The following is a 20230-nucleotide window of genomic DNA, read 5'->3' as shown; positions in this document are numbered from 1 at the left end:
GGGGAGGGTTGGGCGGCTGCGGTGTTGTTCGGGCATTCGCCTTCCTGGCCGGTCGCAGCCCGTCCCGGACGCACCATATGTGAACCCCCAATGCCGATCCCCGCAGGAAACCCGGTCCAGCCGCGTCCCATGCCCGACCAGCCGTCCTTCCCAATGCCGCCTGAACCAGCGCTCACCGGGGCGCCCGCCGCAGCGCTATCCAGCGCGGCCGCCGACCCGCTGCTGGCGCCGGGCCGCACCTGCTGGCGGGTGGAGCGGGCGGAGCGGGTCGGGGTCATCGTCGACGCCGAGGACTATTTCGCGCTCGCCAAGGCGGCAATGCGGCAGGCGCGGCGCAGCATCTACCTGACCGCCTGGGACTTCGACGCCCGCATCCGGTTGACCCCGCAGATGCGTCACCCCCGCCGCCCCGACAAGCTGGGCAACCTGCTGAACTGGCTGGCCGCGACCCGCCCGGACCTGACCATCCATGTGCTGAAGTGGGACTTCGCGGAGCTGTTCGATCTGGCCCGCTGGTCGCAGCCGCTGTTCCTGCGCGGCTGGCTCAGCCATCCGCGGCTCCAGTACCGGCTGGATGGCGACCATCCCGCCGGGGCCTGCCACCATCAGAAGATGTTGGTGATCGACGACCGGCTGGCCTTCTGCGGCGGGCTGGACATCACCGCCAACCGCTGGGACACCCGCGCCCACCGCGCCGACGAGCCGCTGCGCCGCCAGCCGGACGGCACCCCCTACGAGCCCTTCCACGACGTGATGATGGCGGTGGACGGCGACGCCGCCCGCGCGCTGGGCGACCTGTTCCGCGAGCGCTGGCGCCGCGCCACCGGCTGCGTGCTGTCGCCGCCCGCCATGGACATTCCCGGCGGCGGTGGCGGCCTTGCCGACGGCAAACGCCCCCGGCGGCTGCGGCTGAAGGCGCGCCGGGCCGGGCCGGACAGCCCCGACCCCTGGCCGCAACAGCTCGTCCCGCTGCTCAAGGGCATGCCCGTCGGCATCGCGCGCACCGAACCCGACTACAACGGGCGCGCCGAGGTGCGGGAGGTCGAGGCGCTCTACACCGCCGCCATCGCTTCGGCCAAGCGCTTCATCTACATGGAAAGCCAGTATTTCGCCTCGGTCGCCGTGGCCGAGGCGCTGAAGGCGCGGCTGGCCGAGCCGGACGGGCCGGAGGTGGTCGTCGTCAACTCCGCCCGCACGTCGAGCTGGCTGGAGAACACCGTGATGCTCGGCGCCCGCGCCCGGCTGGTGAAGGAGCTGCGCGAGGCCGACCGGAACGGGCGCTTCCGCTTCTACATCGCCAGGACGGAGAGCGCCAAAACCGGCAGCGTCGGCATCACCATCCACGCCAAGGTGATGGTGGTGGACGACCGGCTTCTGCGCATCGGCTCGGCCAACCTGAACAACCGGTCGATGGGGCTGGACACCGAATGCGACCTGGCGCTGGAGGCGCCGCACGGGCCTGTGGAGGGGCGCGAGGCCCGGCTGGCCATCGCCGGGGTGCGCGACGACCTGATCGCCGAGCATCTCGGGGTGGCGCCGGAAAGCGTGACGGCGGAGCTGCGCCGCTCCGGCTCGCTCATCCGCACGGTGGAGGCGCTGCGCCGGCCCGGCGAACGGACGCTGGACTTGCTGGAGGACGCCGATCCCGGCCTGCTGGCCGCCGCCGTCGCCGACTCCAAGCTTTTCGACCCGGAACGCCCGGTCGGCGCTGCGGACATCGTGTGGCGCGTCCTGCCGTCGCGCATCCCGCGGCGCCACCACTGGCTGGCGCTGGGTGTCATCCTGGCGGTGGTCGGCGGGGTATGGGGGCTGTGGAACCACACGCCGTTGCGCGACTGGGCGACGCTGGACGCCGTTCTGGACGCCTTCGAGCGCCTGCGCGAGTCGGCCTTCGGGCCGCTGTGGCTGATCCTGCTCTACGTGGCGGGAGGCTTCGTGCTGTTTCCGGTGTTGCTGCTGATCGCGGCGACGGCCATCGCGCTGGGGCCGTGGATGGGCTTCCCGACCGCGCTGGCCGGGGTGCTGGCCTCCGCCGCGGCGCTGTTCTGGGTGGGGCGGCTCACCGGCCGGCGCCCCATCGAGCGCTACGGCGGTGCTGTGGTCCGGCGGGCCAGCGACGCGCTCGGCGAGCGCGGCGTGCTGGCCATGGCGGCGCTGCGGGTGGTGCCGGTCGCCCCCTTCACCGTGGTGAACCTCGTCGCGGGGGCTTCCCGCATCCGGTTTCCCGACTATCTGTTCGGGACGATCCTGGGAATGGCGCCGGGAATCCTTGTCTTCAACCTGCTCGGGCACCAGCTTGAGCGTGTGTTGACGGAACCGACGCCCACCGACATGGTTCTTCTGGGGCTGGCGGCGGTGACCGCGCTGGGGCTCGGCTGGGCCGGCAATCGGCTGGTGCGGGCCCTGGCGGCGAGACGGCCGACCACCGGACCGACCACCGAAGAAACAGCGAGGGGAGACCAACAGCGGTGATCCGATTCAGCCGAGAGCGTGTGCAGCGGATCGCCTCCGCGCTGCGCGCCGCCCGCGTCCGCCGCCCGAAGCGCCGCGTCGACAGCCGCAGCGGCCCGGTGCCGGACGGCATGGCGCCGCTGCGCGTGGCGACCTGGAACATCCACAGCTGCGTCGGGCTGGACGCGCGCTTCGCGCCGGACCGCATCGCCGAGGTCATCAAGGAGCTGGACGTCGATCTGGTCGGGCTCCAGGAGGTCGGCTGGCACCACCGCGGCGAATCCGGGCTGGACCAGTTCGCCTTCCTGGAGCGCGCCACCGGCCTGAAGGCCCACGCCGGCCCGACCAAGCACAACGCCCATGCCCATTACGGCAACGCCATCCTGACCCGGCTGCCGGTCCTGAAATGCGAGCCCATCGACCTCAGCGTCGGCCGGCGGGAGCCGCGCGGCGGCATCGACGTGATCGTCGAGGTGGAGGGGCGCCCGGTGCGCATCATCGTCGCCCATCTCGGCCTCGACCCGTGGGAGCGGGCGCGGCAGGTCGGCGCCATCGTGGACCGGCTGGAGGAACAGCCGGCCCTGCCGACGCTGTTCATGGGCGACCTCAACGAATGGGCGCCGAACTCCCCCCGGCTGCGCAAGCTGGCCGAGGCCTTCCCCGACTGGGCCAGCCCGCGCAGCTTCCACGCGCGGATGCCCACGCTGCGGCTCGACCGCATCTATGTGAACAACGGGCTGACCATCCCATCCTATGAGGTGGTGCGCACGGTGCTGACGCGCCGCGCGTCCGACCATCTGCCGGTGCGCGCCACCGTGGCGGTGCCATAACAGAGTTCCCGTGTCGGACTTCATGCGGGTTTCCAAGCCTTGCCCATCAAAGCGCGCTGGGCTTGGAAAGGGTTTTCTTATCACGGGGACTTGATCGGGGCGGTGGTCCGGTGTCCGGGGACACCGCGTCGAGGACGCGTGTCCGCTCATTCCCTCTCACGCCGACATGACATTGTACGTCCAGAAATTTAGCGGTCCCTTCGGGATAGCCTGTCTCGAAGCGGGAGCAAAAAGAAATCCTATTGAAAGGTCTGTAGCATGCCGACTCTTACCAAAGCTGAGGTTGAAGCGAATTACATAACCCATCGGGGCGATATTATTGCCGCAAGGGTGCCTGACTTGGCGCTTGATGATGACTTCAAGGTGGATAACTTCTTTTTCGCAACATCTGAATATGGTTTTCTTACAGTTTATGGAAGCATCTATTTCAAATCAAGTAGGAGGATTCGTTTATGCCATGATAGCAGACCTAAGGTTTCCAGTAAAAAGAATGGTCTCTATCAGTATTGTCTTCTGCCAAACGGTGAGCGTTATTATCATGATTTCGGCAGAAGATTTAACAACAAGGATCTCGTTGATCGCCTCGCGGCAATGAACGGGATCTGTGATCTCAAAGAAAATGGCGGGACACTTGTTGAGTTCTGGGAGTTCGAAGGTCGGCACATTTCGCGTGGGCGGCCGGTCAATGTGACATTGACCCAGAAGCAGATTAACTTTCTTTACTTGGCGGCGATCATGGAAAGCAACAGCCTGATGAAGCAATGCTGGCTGGCCGCGGACCTGCCCTATTGATCGCAGGGTCGGACGCGCGCCGCGGCCGGGCGGTTTCACTCACCGCCTCCACCTGAAAACCCATCCGAAAAATCACGGCGCGCGTCCACCAACGCGCGCCGTTTCCAACAGGCTTGCCTCTATTGCAGTGCAGCGTTGCACGGTCTGTTTCGTATGGCGGACTGTTTCCCATGTAAGTTTTTTGCCCGAGAACGGGTGTCGGCTATTGACCTTCCGGATAAGGACTGGCCAATCTATCGGTTGGTCATACGACCAATGACGGCCGATCAATAACAGCACCCAGCCGACCGGGCGTGGGATCAACCGCCGAAGCGAGGACCTGTTGCTCTACCATCTCTACGATCTGCAGCACGCCGCCCTGCGCCCGATGCGCCTCCTGGCCGAAGCGACCCAGCACACCTTCCAGAACCCGTTCAGCCCGGTGTCCTACACCCGCGTCGGTCGCGCCATGGCCGCCGGCGCGGAATTGCTGGAGCGCACCACCCGCCGCTTCCCCAAACCGGAGTTCGGCCTGAAGACCACGGTGGTGAACGGCGAGACGGTGGCGGTGACCGAGCGCATCGCCCACCGCAAGCCCTTCTGCAACCTGCTGCACTTCGCCAAACCGGAGGGCACTCCGGCGCAGCCCCGCGTCCTTCTGGTCGCCCCGATGTCGGGCCACCACGCGACCTTGCTGCGCGGCACGGTGGCGGCGCTGCTGGCCGACCACGACGTCTTCGTCACCGACTGGATCGACGCCCGGCTGGTGCCGCTGGCGCGCGGGCGGTTCGACCTGGACGACTACATCGACACGGTGACGGAGCTGATCCGCTTCCTGGGGCCGCAGACCCACGTCATCGCGGTGTGCCAGCCGGCGGTTCCCGTCCTGGCCGCGGTGTCGCTGATGGCGGCGGGGGACGAGGCGGTGCAGCCGCGCTCCATGACGCTGATGGGCGGCCCGATCGACCCGATGGCCAACCCGACCGTGCCGGTGAAGCTGGCGGCGACCCACCCGCTGTCCTGGTTCGAGCGCAACGTCATCACAACCGTCCCGGCCTATTATCCGGGCGGCTTCCGTCAGGTCTATCCGGGTTTCATCCAGCTCTCCGGCTTCATGTCGATGAACCTGGACCGCCACATCGGGGAGCATGTCGGCCTGTTCCGCCACCTCGTCCGCGGCGATGGTGATTCCGCGGAGCAGCACCGCCGCTTCTATGACGAATACCTGTCGGTCATGGACCTGTCGGCGGAATTCTACCTGCAGACCATCGAGACGGTGTTCCAGAAGCACGCGCTGGCCAACGGCACCATGGAGTCGCGCGGGCGCAAGGTGGAGCCGGCGGCGATCCGCCGGACCGCCGTGATGACGGTGGAGGGCGAGCTGGACGACATCTCCGCCCCCGGCCAGACCGAGTCGGCGCACCGCCTCTGCGCCTCGCTGCCCGACGGCATGCGCGCCCGCCATTTCCAGAAGGGAGTCGGCCACTACGGCATTTTCAACGGCCGGCGCTGGCGCGAGAGCATCATGCCGGCGGTGCGGGAGTTCATCCGCAAGCACGATTGAGGGCCGTCCGCCCCCGCCCGCCGCGCTGCGGCGTGGCGGGGGACTTCGGTTCAGCGCTTCGGAACGCCCACCGGGCGCAGCTCGTGGAGCAGCCAGACCAGCCCGGACACCAGCAGGATCGCGCCGGCCTGATGGGCGGCGCCCAGCGGAATCCACACGAAGCTCAGCAGCGTGGCGATGCCCAGCCCGATCTGCACCAGCACCATCGCCGCGGTCAGCAGCGCCACCCGCCCGGCGCGGCCCGGCAGGCGGGCGGCCCGGACCCGCAGGGCCAGCACCAGAACCACCAGCCCGGTCAGCAGCGCCAGCGCCCGGTGCGTCAGCTGGATGGCCGCGGTGTTCTCGAAAAGGTTGATCCACCAGGGCGTCAGGTTGGCGACCTCCGGCGGGATGACGTGGCCGGCCATCAGCGGGAAGGTGTTGTAGGCCAGCCCGGCGTCCGTTCCGGCGACGAAGGCGCCCCAGACGATGGTGACGCCGGTCAGCCCCAATGCCCAGCGCGCGTGCGTGCGCAGCCGGCCGGACTCGGTCGCCCAGCCGGCCAGCGGCAGCGGGTCGAGAATCCCCAGCGCGGTGCGCAGCAGCAGCCCGTAGATCACGATCGCCGTGCCGAGATGCAGCGCCAGCCGGTAGTGGCTGACGTCGGGCCGGTCGACCAGCCCGCTCTTGACCATGTACCAGCCGATCACCCCCTGGAGCCCGCCGAGCAGGAACAGCCCGGCCAGCTTCGGCCACAGGTCGGCGGGAATGCGCCCGTTGACCCAGAAGCGCAGGAAGGGGATCAGGAAGACGAAGCCGATCAGCTGGCCCCAGAAGCGGTGGAACCATTCCCACCAGAAGATCTGCTTGAAGGCCGCCAGATCCATCGCCGAATTGTAGATGCGGAACTCCGGCGTGGTCTGGTAGAGGCCGAAGACGCGGTTCCATTCCGCTTCCGACAAGGGCGGCAGGATGCCGATCAGCGGCTTCCACTCCACCATCGACAGGCCGGATTCGGTCAGGCGCGTGATGGCGCCGATCACCGCCATGGCGAAGACCATCGCGCAGCAGACGAGAAGCCAATAGGCGATGGGGCGGGTGGAGGCGGGGTCGCGGACGTCTTTCCCGGCGAGGGCGGAGGCGGTGATGTCGGTCACGGACGGGCGGCTCCGGATGATGCGGACAAGGTCCGGGGGGATAGGGACCACCGGCTCATGTGGGGTGCGGCAGCGGCTGCGTCAAACGGACACGGGTTACCCCGTGGCGAGGGGCACGGGTTTCGGGTGAAGGCGACGGGTTGCGGGTGTTACAAATATCAGTCTTACCAACGGCTTCGGATGCGGGGCGGCGATGGCGGACCTCACCCTCGGCTTCGGCCTGTCGTTCCACGAGCTTTACGGGCAGGACGGGCTGGCCCGGCTCGACCGCGCCTTCCTCGCCCGGCTGTCCGACACGGACGTGGAACTCGCCAACCGGCTGCTCTCCGCCCGCGCCCAGCCCGACCGGCTGGAGGCCAAGGCGGAAAGCGATCTGCTGATCGCGCTTGCCCCGCATCTGGAAGACTTCATCGGCGAGCTGTTCGGCATCCGCCCCGCGCTCGACGAGCTGCGCGCCCGCCATATCGAGCTGGCGCCGCTCTACACCGCCAAGCGCCTGTTCGTTCAGCGCCGCGCCGCCAAGGCGGTGAAGCCGGAGGCGGTGGCGGGGCTCGACGGGGCGGAGCTGGCGGCAAGGCTGGAGGATTGGCTGGGCGGCCCGCTGACCGAGGCCGCCTTCGCCCGGCAGGTGCTGTCCTGGATGGAGGACGAGGCCGCCCACGCCGACCAGCTCGACAGCGCCGCCCAATACGCCGCCTGGGCGGTCTTCAGCGAGGCCGGGCGCGCCCGGCACGGCGGCGGCGTGCTGTTCCAGGTGCCGCACCGCACCGACCCGCTGCGTCTCGTCCCCGTGGAGACGGTCGAGCGGCACGGCGTCTCCATGATGCGCCTGCCCGACGCGGCGTGCCGCGAGCGCCAGGGCTTCCACCTGACCGACCCGGGCACCGATCTGGCCGGCGCGCTGGACGAGGCCAACTACTGCATCTGGTGCCACAACCAGGGCAAGGACAGCTGCTCCAAGGGGCTGCGCGACCGCAAGACCGGCGAGTTCCAGAAGAGCGCCTTCGGCGTCGTGCTGGCCGGCTGCCCCTTGGAGGAGAAGATTTCCGAGATGCACGCGCTGAAGGCCGAGGGCGTACCCATCGGGGCGCTGGCCGTGGTGGTGGTCGATAACCCCATGTGCGCGGCCACCGGCCACCGCATCTGCAACGACTGCATGAAGGCCTGCATCTACCAGAAGCAGGAGCCGGTGGACATCCCGCAGGCGGAGACCCGCACGCTGAAGGACGTGCTGGAGCTGCCCTGGGGCTTCGAGATCTACAGCCTGCTGACCCGCTGGAACCCGCTGGACCTGCGCCGCCCGCTGATGCGGCCGGACAGCGGCTGCAAGGTGCTGGTGGCCGGGCTGGGGCCGGCGGGCTTCACGCTGGCGCACCATCTGATGAACGACGGCCACACGGTGGTCGGCATCGACGGGCTGAAGATCGAGCCGCTGCCCGCCGACCTTTCCGGCGTGCTGCCCAGCGGCACGCGGGTGCCCTTCCGGCCGATCCGCGATGTGCGGGACCTCTACGACCGGCTGGACGAGCGGGTGATGGCCGGCTTCGGCGGGGTGGCCGAGTACGGCATCACCGTGCGCTGGAACAAGAATTTCCTGAAGGTGATCCGGCTGCTTCTGGAACGCCGGGCGCGCATGACGATCATCGGCGGGGTGCGCTTCGGCGGCACGCTGACCATCGACGGGGCGTTGGAGCTGGGCTTCGACCACATCGCCCTGTGCATGGGGGCGGGCAAGCCGACCGTCGTGCCGATGGCGAACGGGCTGGCCCGCGGGGTGCGGCAGGCCTCGGACTTCCTGATGGGCCTGCAACTGACCGGGGCGGCCAAGCCGGACAGCATCGCCAACCTCCAGGTCCGGCTGCCCATCGTGGTGATCGGCGGCGGCCTGACCGCCATCGACACCGCGACCGAGGCGCTGGCCTACTACCCGGTCCAGGTCGAGAAGTTCCTCTCCCGTTACGAGGTCCTGGCGGCGGAGCGGGGGGAGGCGGCGGTGCGCGCCCGCTGGACGTCCGACGAGGCCGAGCTGGCCGACGAGTTCCTGGCCCACGCCCGCGCCATCCGGGCGGAGCGCCTGGAGGCGGGGGAGCAGGGGCGCGACCCGCGCGTCGCGGCGCTTCTGCAATCCTGGGGCGGCTCGACCATCGCCTACCGCCGCCGCCTGATCGACAGCCCCAGCTACACGCTGAACCACGAGGAGGTGGCGCACGGTCTGGCCGAGGGCATCCGCTTCCTGGAATGCGCCGCCCCGCGCGGCGTGGAGATCGACGAATCGGGCGCCGCACGGGCGATCCACCTCGCCATCAGCCCGGTCGGGCCGGACGGGGTGGTGGCGCCCGCCGCGGTGGACGCGCGGCTCCCCGCACGCACCATCCTCGTCGCCGCCGGCACCCAGCCGAACACCGTCCTGGCCCGCGAGGAACCGGAGTGGGTGGAACTCGACGGACGCTGCTTCCGCGCCATCGACGAGGACGGCCGGCCGGTGCCCCCGGAGCGCCAAGCCAAGCCGGCCCAGGCGCATGTGCTGATGGCGCGGGCGCCGGACGGACGGTTCCTCAGCTTCTTCGGCGACCTGCACCCGTCCTTCGCCGGCAATGTGGTGAAGGCGATGGGCGGGGCGAAGCGCGGCTATCCGGTGGTCAGCCGCGCCCTGGCCCGCCGGGCGCCGACCGCCGTGACGCCGGAGGCTCTGGTGCGGCGCCTGAACGCCGAGCTGCGGCCCCTGGTGCACAGCGTCACCCGCCTGACCCCGACCATCGTGGAGGTGGTGGTGAAGGCTCCCGCCGCCGCGCGCCGTTTCGAACCCGGACAGTTCTATCGGCTGCAGAATTTCGAAACGCTGGCGCAACGGATCGGCCGGACCACGCTGGCGATGGAAGGGCTGGCCCTGACCGGCGCCTGGGTGGACAAGGCGGCCGGGCTGCTCTCGCTGATCGTTCTGGAGATGGGCGGCTCGTCCGACCTCTGCGCCCTGCTGAAGCCCGGCGACCCGGTGGTGGTGATGGGGCCGACCGGCGCCCCGACCGAGATCCCGGAGGGCGAGACGGTGGCCTTGGTCGGCGGCGGGCTGGGCAACGCGGTGCTCTTCTCCATCGGGCAGGCCTGCCGGGCGCGCGGCAACCGGGTCGTCTACTTCGCCGGCTACAAGCGGATCGAGGACCGTTACAAGACCGAACAGATCGAGGCCGCCGCCGACCGGGTCGTCTGGTGCTGCGACGAGGCGCCGGGCTTCACGCCGTCGCGCCCCGGCGACCTGAGTTTCGTGGGCAACATCGTGGAGGCCATGCGCGCCTACGCGGCGGGCGAGCTGGGGCCGGCGGATATTCCGCTGGAAACGGTGGACCGCATCGTCGCCATCGGCTCCGACCGCATGATGGCGGCGGTCGGGGCGGCCCGGCACGGCGTGCTGAAGCCGCACCTGAAGCCCGGCCACGCGGCCATCGGTTCCATCAACTCCCCCATGCAATGCATGATGAAGGAGATCTGCGCCCAGTGCCTGCAACGGCACACCGACCCGGTGACCGGCGAGGAGACGGTGGTCTTCTCCTGCTTCAACCAGGACCAGAGCCTGGACCGCGTCGATTTCGCCAACCTGAACCAGCGGCTGCGCCAGAACGCCGTCCAGGAAAAGCTGACCGCCCAATGGATCGACCGCGGCCTACGGCTGACCGGCCAGCGGAAAGGGTGAAGGGGGGATGCTTTCCCTCTCCCGCCCCGGGAGAGGGTGGCGCCGAAGGCGCCGGGTGAGGGTCGTTCGAGGATCGGTGATTTATCCTTGGCATCACCCTCACCCTTCCCACGCTTCGCGCGGGCCCCTTCCCTCTCCCGGGGCGGGAGAGGGGGAGGCGGGAACGCTCACGCGCCCGTGGCGGTGCTGACCGCCGCCTGGGGCAGCGGCGTGGTGGAGCTTTCGAACAGGTCGGCCTCGGCGGCGCGGCGCTTGACCAGACCCGGGAGCTGCGTCTTGACACCGTTGACCGTGGCGTAGACCCAGCGGCCGAACTGGCCGGCGGCGCCCTCATAGTCGCCCTGGTTCAGCAGGCGCAGCAGGGTCGAGCACTGCAGGCTGCCGGCCCCCAGGTTGAACACGAAGGACGCCAGCGCGCCGCGCTGGTCGGGGTTCAGCGTGACGGTGACCAGCTTGTCCACCTGGGCGGCGGCGGCGGTCAGGTCCGACTGCAGGAAATCGTCGGCCTGGGCGGAGGTGATGCTCTGCCCCAGCTGAACCCCGGCGGTGTGGCCGTAGCCGATGGTCGGCACCCCCGCCGGGCACAGGTAGGCGTTGAGGTAAAGCCCCTCGAAATGCTTCACGAGGTTGACCGCTTCTTGGCAGACCGGCGTCGTCATGTTCGTCATTCCCCAGCTTGTCGTGGACGTGCATCGGCACGGACGGTTCGTGCTGAGGGAAGGGTATCGAAAGAGTTATGCTCTTAATAATGGTTTATTTTTTCACATTTTCCCGCGTTTCCGGGGTGTGGGGCGTCAGGTCCAGCGGAATTCCGCGGCCACCGCGCGGGCCTCGCCCGGTGTGATCAGGCGGTGGGTCGCCAACTTCACCGAATGCAGCTTGCCGTCCAGGTTGGCCTGCCAGAAATCCAGGAACCGGCGCAGCACCGGGTAGCCGGGTGCAAGGTCCAACTCCTGCCAGAGATAGCTCTGCAGCAGGTGCGGGTGGTCCGGCATGTGGTACAGAATCTCCGCCGTGGTCAGGCGGTAATCGCGAAGCTGAAGCCCCAGACTGGCCATGCTCTGCCTCCGTGATGGTGGAACCGGTGGCGTCCTTCCGCTGCGTTCTGATGATTCTTTTGTGAAAGTGTGCCGTTCGCGGCTGCGGTGAGCAACAAAAATTTTTCTTCTTTTTCAATGCATTAGCAGCAAGATGGGATGACTGCTGCCAGGAATCGCACCGATTGCCGCAACGACCCTCTTGAATCAAAACCGCAGCTCGATTAGCTGTCTGGCACTCGCCGGGGGAGAGTGCTAACAGCCCCGAGCCCGGCGCCAATCCTTTCAATAAGCCTTGATCCTGGAGGCATCCCCATGAAGTTCCGTCCGCTGCACGACCGCGTCGTCGTCAAGCGTCTGGAGTCCGACACCAAGACCAAGGGCGGGATCATCATCCCCGACACCGCGAAGGAAAAGCCCCAGGAGGGCCAGGTCGTCGCGGTGGGTCCGGGCGCCCGTGACGAGAGCGGCAAGGTCGTTGCGCTCGACGTGAAGGCCGGCGACCGCATCCTGTTCGGCAAGTGGTCGGGCACCGAGGTGAAGATCGAGGGCGAGGATTTCCTGATCATGAAGGAATCCGACATCATGGGCGTCGTCGAGGCCTGAGCCTCCGCCCGCGCTGAGCGATCCAACCCCCCGAATTTCAAGGAAGTGAGCAATGGCTGCCAAGGAAGTTAAGTTCTCCGCCGCCGCGCGCGAGAAGATGCTGCGCGGTGTGGACATCCTCGCCGACGCCGTGAAGGTGACGCTGGGTCCGAAGGGCCGCAACGTCGTGATCGAGAAGTCCTTCGGCGCTCCGCGCATCACCAAGGACGGCGTCTCGGTCGCCAAGGAAATCGAGCTGTCGGACAAGTTCGAGAACATGGGCGCCCAGATGGTGCGTGAGGTCGCGTCGAAGACGAACGACCTGGCCGGCGACGGCACCACCACGGCGACCGTTCTGGCCCAGGCCATCGTCCGCGAGGGCGTGAAGTCGGTGGCCGCCGGCATGAACCCGATGGACCTGAAGCGCGGCATCGACCTCGCCGTCGAGACCGTCGTGAACGACATCCGCGGCCGTGCCAAGAAGGTCACGACCAACGACGAGATCGCCCAGGTCGGCACCATCTCCGCCAACGGCGAAGGCGAGATCGGCAAGATGATCGCCCAGGCCATGGAGAAGGTCGGCAACGAGGGCGTCATCACGGTGGAAGAGGCCAAGAGCCTCGAGACCGAGCTGGACGTCGTCGAGGGCATGCAGTTCGACCGCGGCTACCTGTCGCCGTACTTCATCACCAACGCCGACAAGATGATCGCGGACCTCGAGAGCCCGTTCATCCTGCTCCACGAGAAGAAGCTGTCGGGTCTGCAGGCCCTGCTGCCGGTCCTCGAGGCCGTCGTGCAGTCCTCGCGTCCGCTGCTGATCATCGCCGAGGACGTCGAGGGCGAGGCCCTGGCGACCCTGGTCGTGAACAAGCTGCGTGGCGGCCTGAAGGTCGCCGCCGTGAAGGCTCCGGGCTTCGGTGACCGCCGCAAGGCGATGCTGGAGGACATGGCCATCCTGACCGGCGGCCAGGTCATCTCCGAGGATCTCGGCATCAAGCTCGAGAACGTCACCATCGACATGCTGGGCACCGCCAAGAAGGTCGTGATCTCCAAGGAGAACACCACCATCGTCGACGGCGCCGGCTCGGCCGAGGACATCCAGGCCCGCATCGGCCAGATCAAGGCGCAGATCGAGGAGACCACCTCGGACTACGACCGCGAGAAGCTGCAGGAGCGTCTGGCGAAGCTGGCTGGCGGCGTTGCCGTCATCCGCGTCGGCGGCGCCACCGAGGTCGAGGTGAAGGAGCGCAAGGATCGCGTTGACGACGCCATGCACGCCACCCGCGCCGCGGTGGAAGAGGGTGTCGTCGCCGGCGGTGGCACCGCCCTGCTGTACGCCACCAAGGCGCTCGACGCCCTGAAGCCGATCAACGACGAGCAGCGCGTCGGCATCGAGATCATCCGCCGCGCCCTGCAGGCCCCGGTCCGTCAGATCGCCTACAACGCGGGCACCGACGGTTCGATCGTGGTCGGCAAGCTGCTGGACCAGAACGACGCCAACTTCGGCTACGACGCCCAGAAGGGTGAGTTCACCGATCTGGTCGCCGCCGGCATCATCGACCCGGTGAAGGTGGTTCGCACCGCCCTGCAGGACGCGGCCTCGATCGCCGGCCTGCTGATCACCACCGAGGCGATGATCGCCGAGAAGCCGGAGAAGAAGGCTGCTCCGGCCGGCATGCCGGGTGGCATGGACGACATGGGCGGCATGGGCTTCTAATAGCTCACGTCATCCACGACGTTTGCGGAAAGGGCGGTCCCTCGGGGCCGCCCTTTTCCGTTTGGGCATCTCCCTGACGGACAGGGTGCCGCCGGCCGGCGTTTTGGATTGGAACGGTTCCAAACTGGGGCCGTTGACCACCCAACCGGACGCCCGAGGGGTGCGCCGGCACGGCTTGCTGTTCAGGGAGAAAGCGATGGCTGACCAATCGAAGACTCTGACCAACCGTCAGGGCCACCCGATCACCAACAACCAATCCCAGCGCACCGTGGGAGCGCGCGGGCCGGCGACGCTGGAGAACTACCAGTTCCTGGAGAAGATCTCCCACTTCGACCGCGAGCGCATTCCGGAGCGCGTGGTCCACGCCCGCGGCTTCGTCTGCTACGGGGAATTCGAGGCGACGGGCAAGATCGGCGACGAGCCGGCCTCCAAATACACCCGCGCCAAGCTGTTCCAACAGGCCGGCAAGAAGACCCCGCTGGCCATCCGCTTCTCCACCGTCATCGGCGGGCGCGATTCGTCGGAGGTGGCGCGCGACCCGCGCGGCTTTGCGGTGAAATTCTACACCGAGGACGGCAACTGGGACCTCGTCGGCAACAATCTGCCGGTCTTCTTCATCCGCGACGCTATCAAGTTCCCCGACGTCATCCATTCGCTGAAGCCCGATCCGGTGACCTTCCGCCAGGAGCCGAACCGCATCTTCGACTTCATGAGCCAGACGCCCGAATCCATGCACATGCTGACGCATCTGTTCAGCCCGCGCGGGATTCCGGCCAACTACCGGCACATGGAAGGCTTCGGCGTGAACACCTACAAGATGGTGAACGCCAAGGGTGACACGGTTCTGGTCAAGTACCACTTCCACCCGCGCTGCGGCGTCGCCTCCCTGACGGCGGAGGAGGCGGCAAAGGTGCAGGGGCAGGATCTCGGCTCCGCCTCCAAGGACCTCTACGAGGCCATCGACCGGGGCGATTACCCGCAGTGGGATGTGTATGTCCAGATCATGGAGGACCATGACCATCCCGAGCTGGAGTGGGACCCGCTGGACGACACCAAGATCTGGCCGGAGTCGGACTTCCCGCTGCGCCTTGTCGGCGTCATGACGCTGAACCGGAACGTCGAGGACTTCTTCAACGAGAACGAACAGATCGCCATGGGCACCGGCGTTCTGGTCGACGGGCTGGACTTCTCCGACGACAAGATGCTGGTCGGGCGGACCTTTTCCTACTCCGACACGCAGCGCTACCGGGTCGGACCCAACTATCAGCAGTTGCCGATCAACCAGGCCAAAAACGCGGCGGTCGCCACCAACCTGTCGGGCGGGCAAATGTCCTACCAGCGCGACTTGGCGCCGGGGCAGAACCCGCACGTCAATTTCGAGCCGTCCATCCACAACGGCCTCAGCGAGGCCCAGCGGGAGGAGCCGAACAACCCGCCGGAAATCCACGGCCGCCTGACCCGCAGCGTGATCGAGCGCCGCAACGATTACGTTCAGGCACGCGCCCGCTACTGCACCATGATGGACTGGGAGCGCGACGATCTGGTCCTGAACATGGGCACCTTGCTTGGCCAGTGCGAACGCGACGTCCAGGAACGCATGCTCTGGCACTTCTTCCTGATCCATGACGACTACGGCAGCCGGGTTGCCGGCATGCTGGGCATGACCGCCGCCGACGTCGCCGGTTTGGCCCCCCTGCCCAAGCAGGTGCTGACCGACGAGGACCAGAAGCGGCTGAAGGCGCTGGGCAAGAACGGCGACACGATCGACCCTAAGGGCTGGGGCCAGTGGACCGGTTCCGTGAAGGACCACCGCGCCACGGCGGACGAGGTGGTGAAGGGCATGCCGTCCGGTGCGCAAGGTGGCATGACCAGCCAGGCGGCTGCCGATTAGGCACAACCTAAGATCATCAATCGGTTGACGTCCCGAAGGGGCGGCGGGTTGTCCCGCCGCCCCTTCTTCATGCCTGCACTGATGACTGTTTTGAGTAGTCACAATTTGTGTACGGACATGCGGCAAGTTGCCGCGCGACACGCCTGTCACTGGTATCACCAAAGCGGAGCATGCCACTGTCATTTTGCATCAAGGCATTAGCCAAAATATTAGAACTTCGATAAGGGAGAAGTGCGATGTCCATGCGTGCTGCCGTGTCGTTCGCAGCCCTGCTGGCGGCCTCCGTCGCCACCTTCGGCGCGCCCGTGTTCGCCGCCGGCGAACCGATTTCGCCGATCGAACCGGCGAAGATCACCAATCCCGGATTGGTTGAACTCGGCAAGAAGCTGTACTTCGATCCCCGGCTGTCCAAGTCCGGCTTCATCTCCTGCAACTCGTGCCACAACCTGTCCATGGGCGGCACCGACAACCTGAAGACCTCCATCGGCCACAACTGGCAGCAGGGTCCGATCAACTCGCCGACCGTTCTGAACTCCAGCCTGAACGTGGCGCAGTTCTGGGACGGCCGCGCGCTGACGTTGCAGGAGCAGGCCGGCGGCCCGATCGCCAACCCCGGCGAGATGGGCTCCACCCACGCCCTGGCGGTCGAGGTGCTGCGCTCCATCCCCGAATACCAGAAGGAATTCGCCGAGGTCTTCGGTGAAACCACGATCACCATCGAGGAAGTGACCAAGGCCATCGCCGCCTTCGAGGAGACGCTGGTCACGCCGAACTCCCGCTTCGACCAGTGGCTGAAGGGCGACAAGAAGGCCCTGACCACCGTCGAGCTGGAAGGCTACGAGTTGTTCAAGGATTCGGGCTGCACCGCCTGCCACAACGGCTCGGCCGTTGGCGGCAACACCTTCCAGAAGATGGGCGTCGTCGAGCCCTATAAGACCAACAACCCCGCCGAGGGCCGCATCGCGGTGACCAAGGAGGAGGCCGACCGCTTCAACTTCAAGGTTCCGACGCTGCGCAACGTCGCGCTGACCTACCCCTACTTCCACGACGGCGAGGCCGCGACGCTGTCCGACGCGGTGGACGTCATGGGCCGCATCCAGTTGGGCAAAAAGTTCTCGACCGACGAGAACGCCAAGATCGTCGCCTTCCTGAAGACGCTGACCGGTGACCAGCCGAGCTTCGCTCTGCCGATCCTGCCGCCGTCCACGGACAAGACGCCGAAGCCGCATCCCTTCGACTGACGAAGGCGGGTGCGGATGGGGCCGGGCGTCGTTGGGGCGGCCCGGCCCCATTCCATTTGTTGAGGGTGGTTGCAGGGTATCGACATGCGGTGGGGATGGAAGACGGCGGGCGGCTTCGGGGCGCTCGCGCTGGTCGGTCTGGTGGGCGTCGTCGTCGGGGTGGTCGGCTGGGGCGGCTTCAACACCGCGATGGAAGCGACCAACAGCATGGAATTCTGCGTCTCCTGCCACGCGATGCGCGACAATGTGTATGTCGAGTACAAAACCTCGCCGCACTACCGGAACGCTTCCGGCGTAAGGGCGACCTGCGCCGACTGCCACGTCCCGCGCGACTGGACGCACAAGGTGATCCGCAAGGTGCAGGCGTCGGGCGAGCTGTACCACTGGCTCATCGGCTCCATCGACAGCAAGGAGAAGTTCGAGGCCAAGCGCCACACGCTGGCGCGCCGCGAATGGGACCGCATGCGGGCCACCGACAGCCAGGAATGCCGCAACTGCCACTCCTTCGGTGCCATGGATTTCCACAAGCAGACGCCGAAGGCGGCCAGCGCCATGGAAGGGGCGGAGAAGGCCGGCAAGACCTGCATCGACTGCCACAAGGGCATCGCCCACAGCTTCCCCGACGTCACCGCCGGTCATCGCCAACTCTTCGCCGGCCTGTCGGACCAGGCGAAGGCGCTGGCCTTGAAGCCCGGCGACACCGCCTACGCCCTGACCAGCCTCGCCCTGTACGGTGCGCCGCCGACGTCTGGAAGCGCCGGGGACGGGGAGATCGCCGCGGCGACTCCGGTGAAGGTTTTGGCAACGGAAGGTGGCGCTCTGAAGGTGGAGATCACCGGCTGGCAACGCGGCAGTTCCACCCAGACGCTCTACGCCCGGCCGGGCAAGCGCATCACCACGGTCAAGCTGAGCGCGGCGGTGGGGAGCCAAGCGGCGGCGCTGCGCAGCGTCACCGATCCGGAAACCGAACAGGAGTGGACGGAGATCCGCCTGACCGCCTGGACCGGGGCCGGCGGCTATGTGGCCACGCTCGGCGCGCTGTGGGATTACGGGGCGCGGGTCTACGACGCCAACTGCTCGCTCTGCCACGCGCTGCACCCGCCGGCCGACTTCGACGCGAACGCCTGGATCGGCAAGATGAACGCCATGAAGCGGCTGACCCGGCTGGACGAGGAGGAGGGCCGCCTGCTGCTGATCTATCTGCAGAGCCATGCAAAGGACGGCGCGCGATGATCGCTGCGGCGAGAACCCGAAGCTGCTAAGAGGGGTTTTCTACCACGGGCCGGCAATGAACGCGCCGCGCCCGACGGCAGACGACCACTTGAGAAAGAGGACCCCCGCGATGTCGACTCTGCACAAACAAGCCATGGAAGCGGTGCTTCAGGCCGCCTCTCACGACATCGTCGGCACGCTCCAGGAGCGTGGCGTCACCGACAAGCACAGCGAGGAGGGCGACCTCGCCGTTCTCGACGTCGCGATCCTGCACGCCTACCGCATCTTCATGCGGATTTGCGAGGAGAACGGGCTGGAGGTGGACGCGGGCTATTTCGCCGACATGGCCAACGACCTTGCCGACGAGGTGGCCCAGGAGGACGACGCGGACTGACCCGGTCCCGCGCCGCCGATTCCCGCTTCTTGAGTGCCCCGGTCCCGTCCGACGCTGCCTTCTCCTTTGGCGAAGGCGGTGCGGACGGGACCGGTCGACATCCTTCACCCCTCGGGGGACCCGATGACCGACGCCCCTGACACCGTTTCCTCTCCCGACGCCTTCTCTCCCGACGTCGCCATCGTCGGCGCCGGCCCGGCCGGGCTGATGGCGGCGGAGGTCATCGCCGCGGCGGGCCGCTCGGTCGCCGTCTATGAACGGATGCCCACCCCGGCGCGCAAGTTGCTGCTGGCCGGGCGCGGCGGGCTGAACCTGACCCATTCCGAAGCGCTGGACGCCTTCACCGCCCGCTACGGCGCGCAGTCGCCGCTGTTCGCCGAACTGCTGGCCGGCTTCTCGCCGGCGGACCTGCGCGATTGGGCGGCGGGGCTCGGGATCGAGACCTTCGTCGGCTCCAGCGGGCGCGTCTTTCCGGTGCAGATGAAGGCCTCCACCCTGGTCCGCGCGTGGCTGCGCCGGCTGGATGGGCTGGGCGTCACCCTGCACACCCGCCACCGCTGGCTCGGTTGGGACGCGTCCGGCGCGCTGCGCTTCCAGCGGGGCGACGGCACCGAGACCACCGTCGCCCCACGCGCCACCCTGCTGGCGCTGGGCGGGGCGAGCTGGCCGCGCACCGGCTCCGACGGCGCCTGGACCGAGCTTCTCGCCGCGCGCGGGGTGGACATCGCGCCGCTGCGCCCGTCCAACATGGGCTTCGAGGTGCCCTGGTCCGATCACCTGCGCGAACGCTTCGCCGGCCAGCCGGTCAAGAGCGTCGGCCTCGCCTTCGGCGACCGCCGGCTGAAGGGCGAGTTCGTCATCACCGAAACCGGCATCGAGGGCGGCGCCGTCTACGCGCTGAGCGCCCCCTTGCGCGACGCCATCGAGCGCGAGGGCTGGGCCGCCCTGACCATCGACCTGATGCCGGACCTGCCGGAGTCGGCGATCGCCAAACGGCTGCGCCGCCGCGGCGCGGAGTCGCTGTCCACCTTCCTGAAGAAGTCCCTGTCGCTGACCGGCCCGCGCGCCGCCCTGCTGCGCGAATTCACCCCGGCGTCGGAGCTGTCCGACCCGGCGGCGCTGGCCCGCCAGATCAAGGGCCTGTCGATGGTGCTGACCGGGGTGCGGCCCATCGAGCGCGCCATCTCCACCGCCGGCGGCGTCCGGCTGGAGGAGCTGGACGATTCTCTGATGCTGACCCGCCTGCCGGGGACCTTCGTCGCCGGAGAAATGCTGGATTGGGAGGCGCCGACCGGCGGCTACCTCCTCCAGGGCTGCTTCGCCATGGGTGCGCGGGCGGGGAAGGGTGTGCTGGGGTATCTGGGGGGATGATGGACCCTCTTTTCCTTCTCCCCCCTGGGGAGAAGGTCAGGATGAGGGGGCGCCGAAGGCGTCCCACTTTGTCAAACAAAGGGCTTCTTCTCCGCCCTGCCGGGCGTAAATCCCCCTCACCCAACCCTCTCCCCAGGGGGGCGAGGGCTTTTCACCGCACCGGGTTGCCGTAGTCGTACTGCACCTGGGGGGCGCTGCCCTTGCCGGTCAGGCTTTCGATCAGCGAGCCGATGCCGGAGGCCACGCCGCCCGACGAACCGCGCGCAGGTGCCGCCGCCGGGGTAGCGCGGGCGGGCTCCGCGATGCCGCCGGACGCGACGTAGGCGGGAGCGCCCTCCATCC

At 67.8% G+C, this 20230-nt stretch carries 16 protein-coding genes; 12 read left to right on the top strand and 4 right to left on the bottom strand.

What is annotated here, in order from left to right:
* Positions 1 to 90: 90 nt before the first annotated feature.
* The 4 genes from GBZ26_RS13875 to GBZ26_RS13860 all read left to right on the top strand — a co-directional run bounded on the left by GBZ26_RS13875 (position 91) and on the right by GBZ26_RS13860 (position 5616).
* On the top strand, positions 91 to 2472 hold the full coding sequence (locus GBZ26_RS13875) for a VTT domain-containing protein (RefSeq protein ID WP_174439341.1): 2382 nt from the start codon (positions 91 to 93) through the stop codon (positions 2470 to 2472).
* Positions 2469 to 3281 (top strand): endonuclease/exonuclease/phosphatase family protein, encoded by an 813-nt coding sequence (locus tag GBZ26_RS13870; RefSeq protein ID WP_059398978.1) that lies wholly within the window; start codon positions 2469 to 2471, stop codon positions 3279 to 3281. Before GBZ26_RS13875 ends, GBZ26_RS13870 begins: the two co-directional genes overlap by 4 nt.
* A gap of 258 nt (positions 3282 to 3539) precedes the next feature.
* Positions 3540 to 4073, top strand: a complete 534-nt coding sequence (locus GBZ26_RS13865; protein WP_174439340.1) for a hypothetical protein — start codon at positions 3540 to 3542, stop codon at positions 4071 to 4073.
* Between the two features lie 322 nt (positions 4074 to 4395).
* Positions 4396 to 5616, top strand: a complete 1221-nt coding sequence (locus GBZ26_RS13860; RefSeq protein ID WP_174439339.1) for a polyhydroxyalkanoate depolymerase — start codon at positions 4396 to 4398, stop codon at positions 5614 to 5616.
* Between the two features lie 50 nt (positions 5617 to 5666).
* Here GBZ26_RS13860 and GBZ26_RS13855 read toward each other — a convergent pair whose 3' ends face one another.
* Positions 5667 to 6752 (bottom strand): COX15/CtaA family protein, encoded by a 1086-nt coding sequence (locus GBZ26_RS13855; RefSeq protein WP_174439338.1) that lies wholly within the window; start codon positions 6750 to 6752, stop codon positions 5667 to 5669.
* 193 nt (positions 6753 to 6945) lie between these two features.
* Here GBZ26_RS13855 and GBZ26_RS13850 point away from each other — a divergent pair, with 193 nt between their 5' ends.
* The gene (locus GBZ26_RS13850) at positions 6946 to 10440 is read left to right on the top strand and encodes a pyridine nucleotide-disulfide oxidoreductase (RefSeq protein ID WP_174439337.1); all 3495 of its coding nucleotides are present in this window, start codon (positions 6946 to 6948) and stop codon (positions 10438 to 10440) included.
* Positions 10441 to 10607: 167 nt separating this feature from the next.
* On the opposite strand, the gene GBZ26_RS13845 is transcribed toward GBZ26_RS13850, so the two are convergent.
* Both GBZ26_RS13845 and GBZ26_RS13840 read right to left on the bottom strand, forming a co-directional pair.
* On the bottom strand, positions 10608 to 11099 hold the full coding sequence (locus GBZ26_RS13845; RefSeq protein ID WP_174439336.1) for a lysozyme: 492 nt from the start codon (positions 11097 to 11099) through the stop codon (positions 10608 to 10610).
* 135 nt (positions 11100 to 11234) lie between these two features.
* The gene (locus tag GBZ26_RS13840) at positions 11235 to 11498 is read right to left on the bottom strand and encodes an usg protein (protein ID WP_174439335.1); all 264 of its coding nucleotides are present in this window, start codon (positions 11496 to 11498) and stop codon (positions 11235 to 11237) included.
* Between the two features lie 294 nt (positions 11499 to 11792).
* On the opposite strand from GBZ26_RS13840, the gene groES reads away from it, so the two are divergent.
* The 7 genes from groES to GBZ26_RS13805 all read left to right on the top strand — a co-directional run bounded on the left by groES (position 11793) and on the right by GBZ26_RS13805 (position 19888).
* Entirely contained in the window at positions 11793 to 12083 is a 291-nt protein-coding gene (gene groES / locus GBZ26_RS13835) for a co-chaperone GroES (RefSeq protein ID WP_014239088.1), read from the top strand.
* Positions 12084 to 12135: 52 nt separating this feature from the next.
* Entirely contained in the window at positions 12136 to 13779 is a 1644-nt protein-coding gene (groL, locus tag GBZ26_RS13830; RefSeq protein WP_035670811.1) for a chaperonin GroEL, read from the top strand.
* A 196-nt stretch (positions 13780 to 13975) separates the two neighbouring features.
* On the top strand, positions 13976 to 15670 hold the full coding sequence (locus GBZ26_RS13825) for a catalase (RefSeq protein ID WP_174439334.1): 1695 nt from the start codon (positions 13976 to 13978) through the stop codon (positions 15668 to 15670).
* Between the two features lie 236 nt (positions 15671 to 15906).
* Positions 15907 to 16911, top strand: coding sequence for a cytochrome-c peroxidase (locus tag GBZ26_RS13820; RefSeq protein ID WP_174439333.1), 1005 nt, complete (start codon positions 15907 to 15909; stop codon positions 16909 to 16911).
* A gap of 84 nt (positions 16912 to 16995) precedes the next feature.
* A complete protein-coding gene (locus tag GBZ26_RS13815; protein WP_174439332.1) occupies positions 16996 to 18144 on the top strand; it encodes a NapC/NirT family cytochrome c in 1149 nt (382 codons plus the stop codon).
* A gap of 109 nt (positions 18145 to 18253) precedes the next feature.
* Entirely contained in the window at positions 18254 to 18517 is a 264-nt protein-coding gene (locus GBZ26_RS13810) for a hypothetical protein (RefSeq protein WP_035670820.1), read from the top strand.
* Positions 18518 to 18640: 123 nt separating this feature from the next.
* Entirely contained in the window at positions 18641 to 19888 is a 1248-nt protein-coding gene (locus GBZ26_RS13805) for a BaiN/RdsA family NAD(P)/FAD-dependent oxidoreductase (protein WP_174439331.1), read from the top strand.
* A gap of 151 nt (positions 19889 to 20039) precedes the next feature.
* Here the strand turns inward: GBZ26_RS13805 and GBZ26_RS13800 are convergent.
* Positions 20040 to 20230: hypothetical protein (locus GBZ26_RS13800; protein WP_211104752.1), on the bottom strand; the 191-nt coding region annotated here is incomplete at its 5' end.

This window comes from Azospirillum formosense (genome assembly GCF_013340925.1).
In the GTDB taxonomy this organism is placed as follows: domain Bacteria; phylum Pseudomonadota; class Alphaproteobacteria; order Azospirillales; family Azospirillaceae; genus Azospirillum; species Azospirillum formosense.
Note: the sequence above shows the minus strand (reverse complement) of the source record. Positions and strands in the feature narration are given on the sequence as shown.

What these genes read in the sequence shown, in the direction of transcription:
- GBZ26_RS13875 (WP_174439341.1), top strand. Translation starts at nt 91, where the DNA reads ATGCCGATCCCCGCAGGAAACCCGGTCCAGCCGCGTCCCATGCCCGAC.
- GBZ26_RS13865 (WP_174439340.1), top strand. Translation starts at nt 3,540, where the DNA reads ATGCCGACTCTTACCAAAGCTGAGGTTGAAGCGAATTACATAACCCAT.
- GBZ26_RS13850 (WP_174439337.1), top strand. Translation starts at nt 6,946, where the DNA reads ATGGCGGACCTCACCCTCGGCTTCGGCCTGTCGTTCCACGAGCTTTAC.
- GBZ26_RS13845 (WP_174439336.1), bottom strand. Translation starts at nt 11,099, where the DNA reads ATGACGACGCCGGTCTGCCAAGAAGCGGTCAACCTCGTGAAGCATTTC.
- GBZ26_RS13840 (WP_174439335.1), bottom strand. Translation starts at nt 11,498, where the DNA reads ATGGCCAGTCTGGGGCTTCAGCTTCGCGATTACCGCCTGACCACGGCG.
- groES (WP_014239088.1), top strand. Translation starts at nt 11,793, where the DNA reads ATGAAGTTCCGTCCGCTGCACGACCGCGTCGTCGTCAAGCGTCTGGAG.
- groL (WP_035670811.1), top strand. Translation starts at nt 12,136, where the DNA reads ATGGCTGCCAAGGAAGTTAAGTTCTCCGCCGCCGCGCGCGAGAAGATG.
- GBZ26_RS13825 (WP_174439334.1), top strand. Translation starts at nt 13,976, where the DNA reads ATGGCTGACCAATCGAAGACTCTGACCAACCGTCAGGGCCACCCGATC.
- GBZ26_RS13820 (WP_174439333.1), top strand. Translation starts at nt 15,907, where the DNA reads ATGTCCATGCGTGCTGCCGTGTCGTTCGCAGCCCTGCTGGCGGCCTCC.
- GBZ26_RS13815 (WP_174439332.1), top strand. Translation starts at nt 16,996, where the DNA reads ATGCGGTGGGGATGGAAGACGGCGGGCGGCTTCGGGGCGCTCGCGCTG.
- GBZ26_RS13810 (WP_035670820.1), top strand. Translation starts at nt 18,254, where the DNA reads ATGTCGACTCTGCACAAACAAGCCATGGAAGCGGTGCTTCAGGCCGCC.
- GBZ26_RS13805 (WP_174439331.1), top strand. Translation starts at nt 18,641, where the DNA reads ATGACCGACGCCCCTGACACCGTTTCCTCTCCCGACGCCTTCTCTCCC.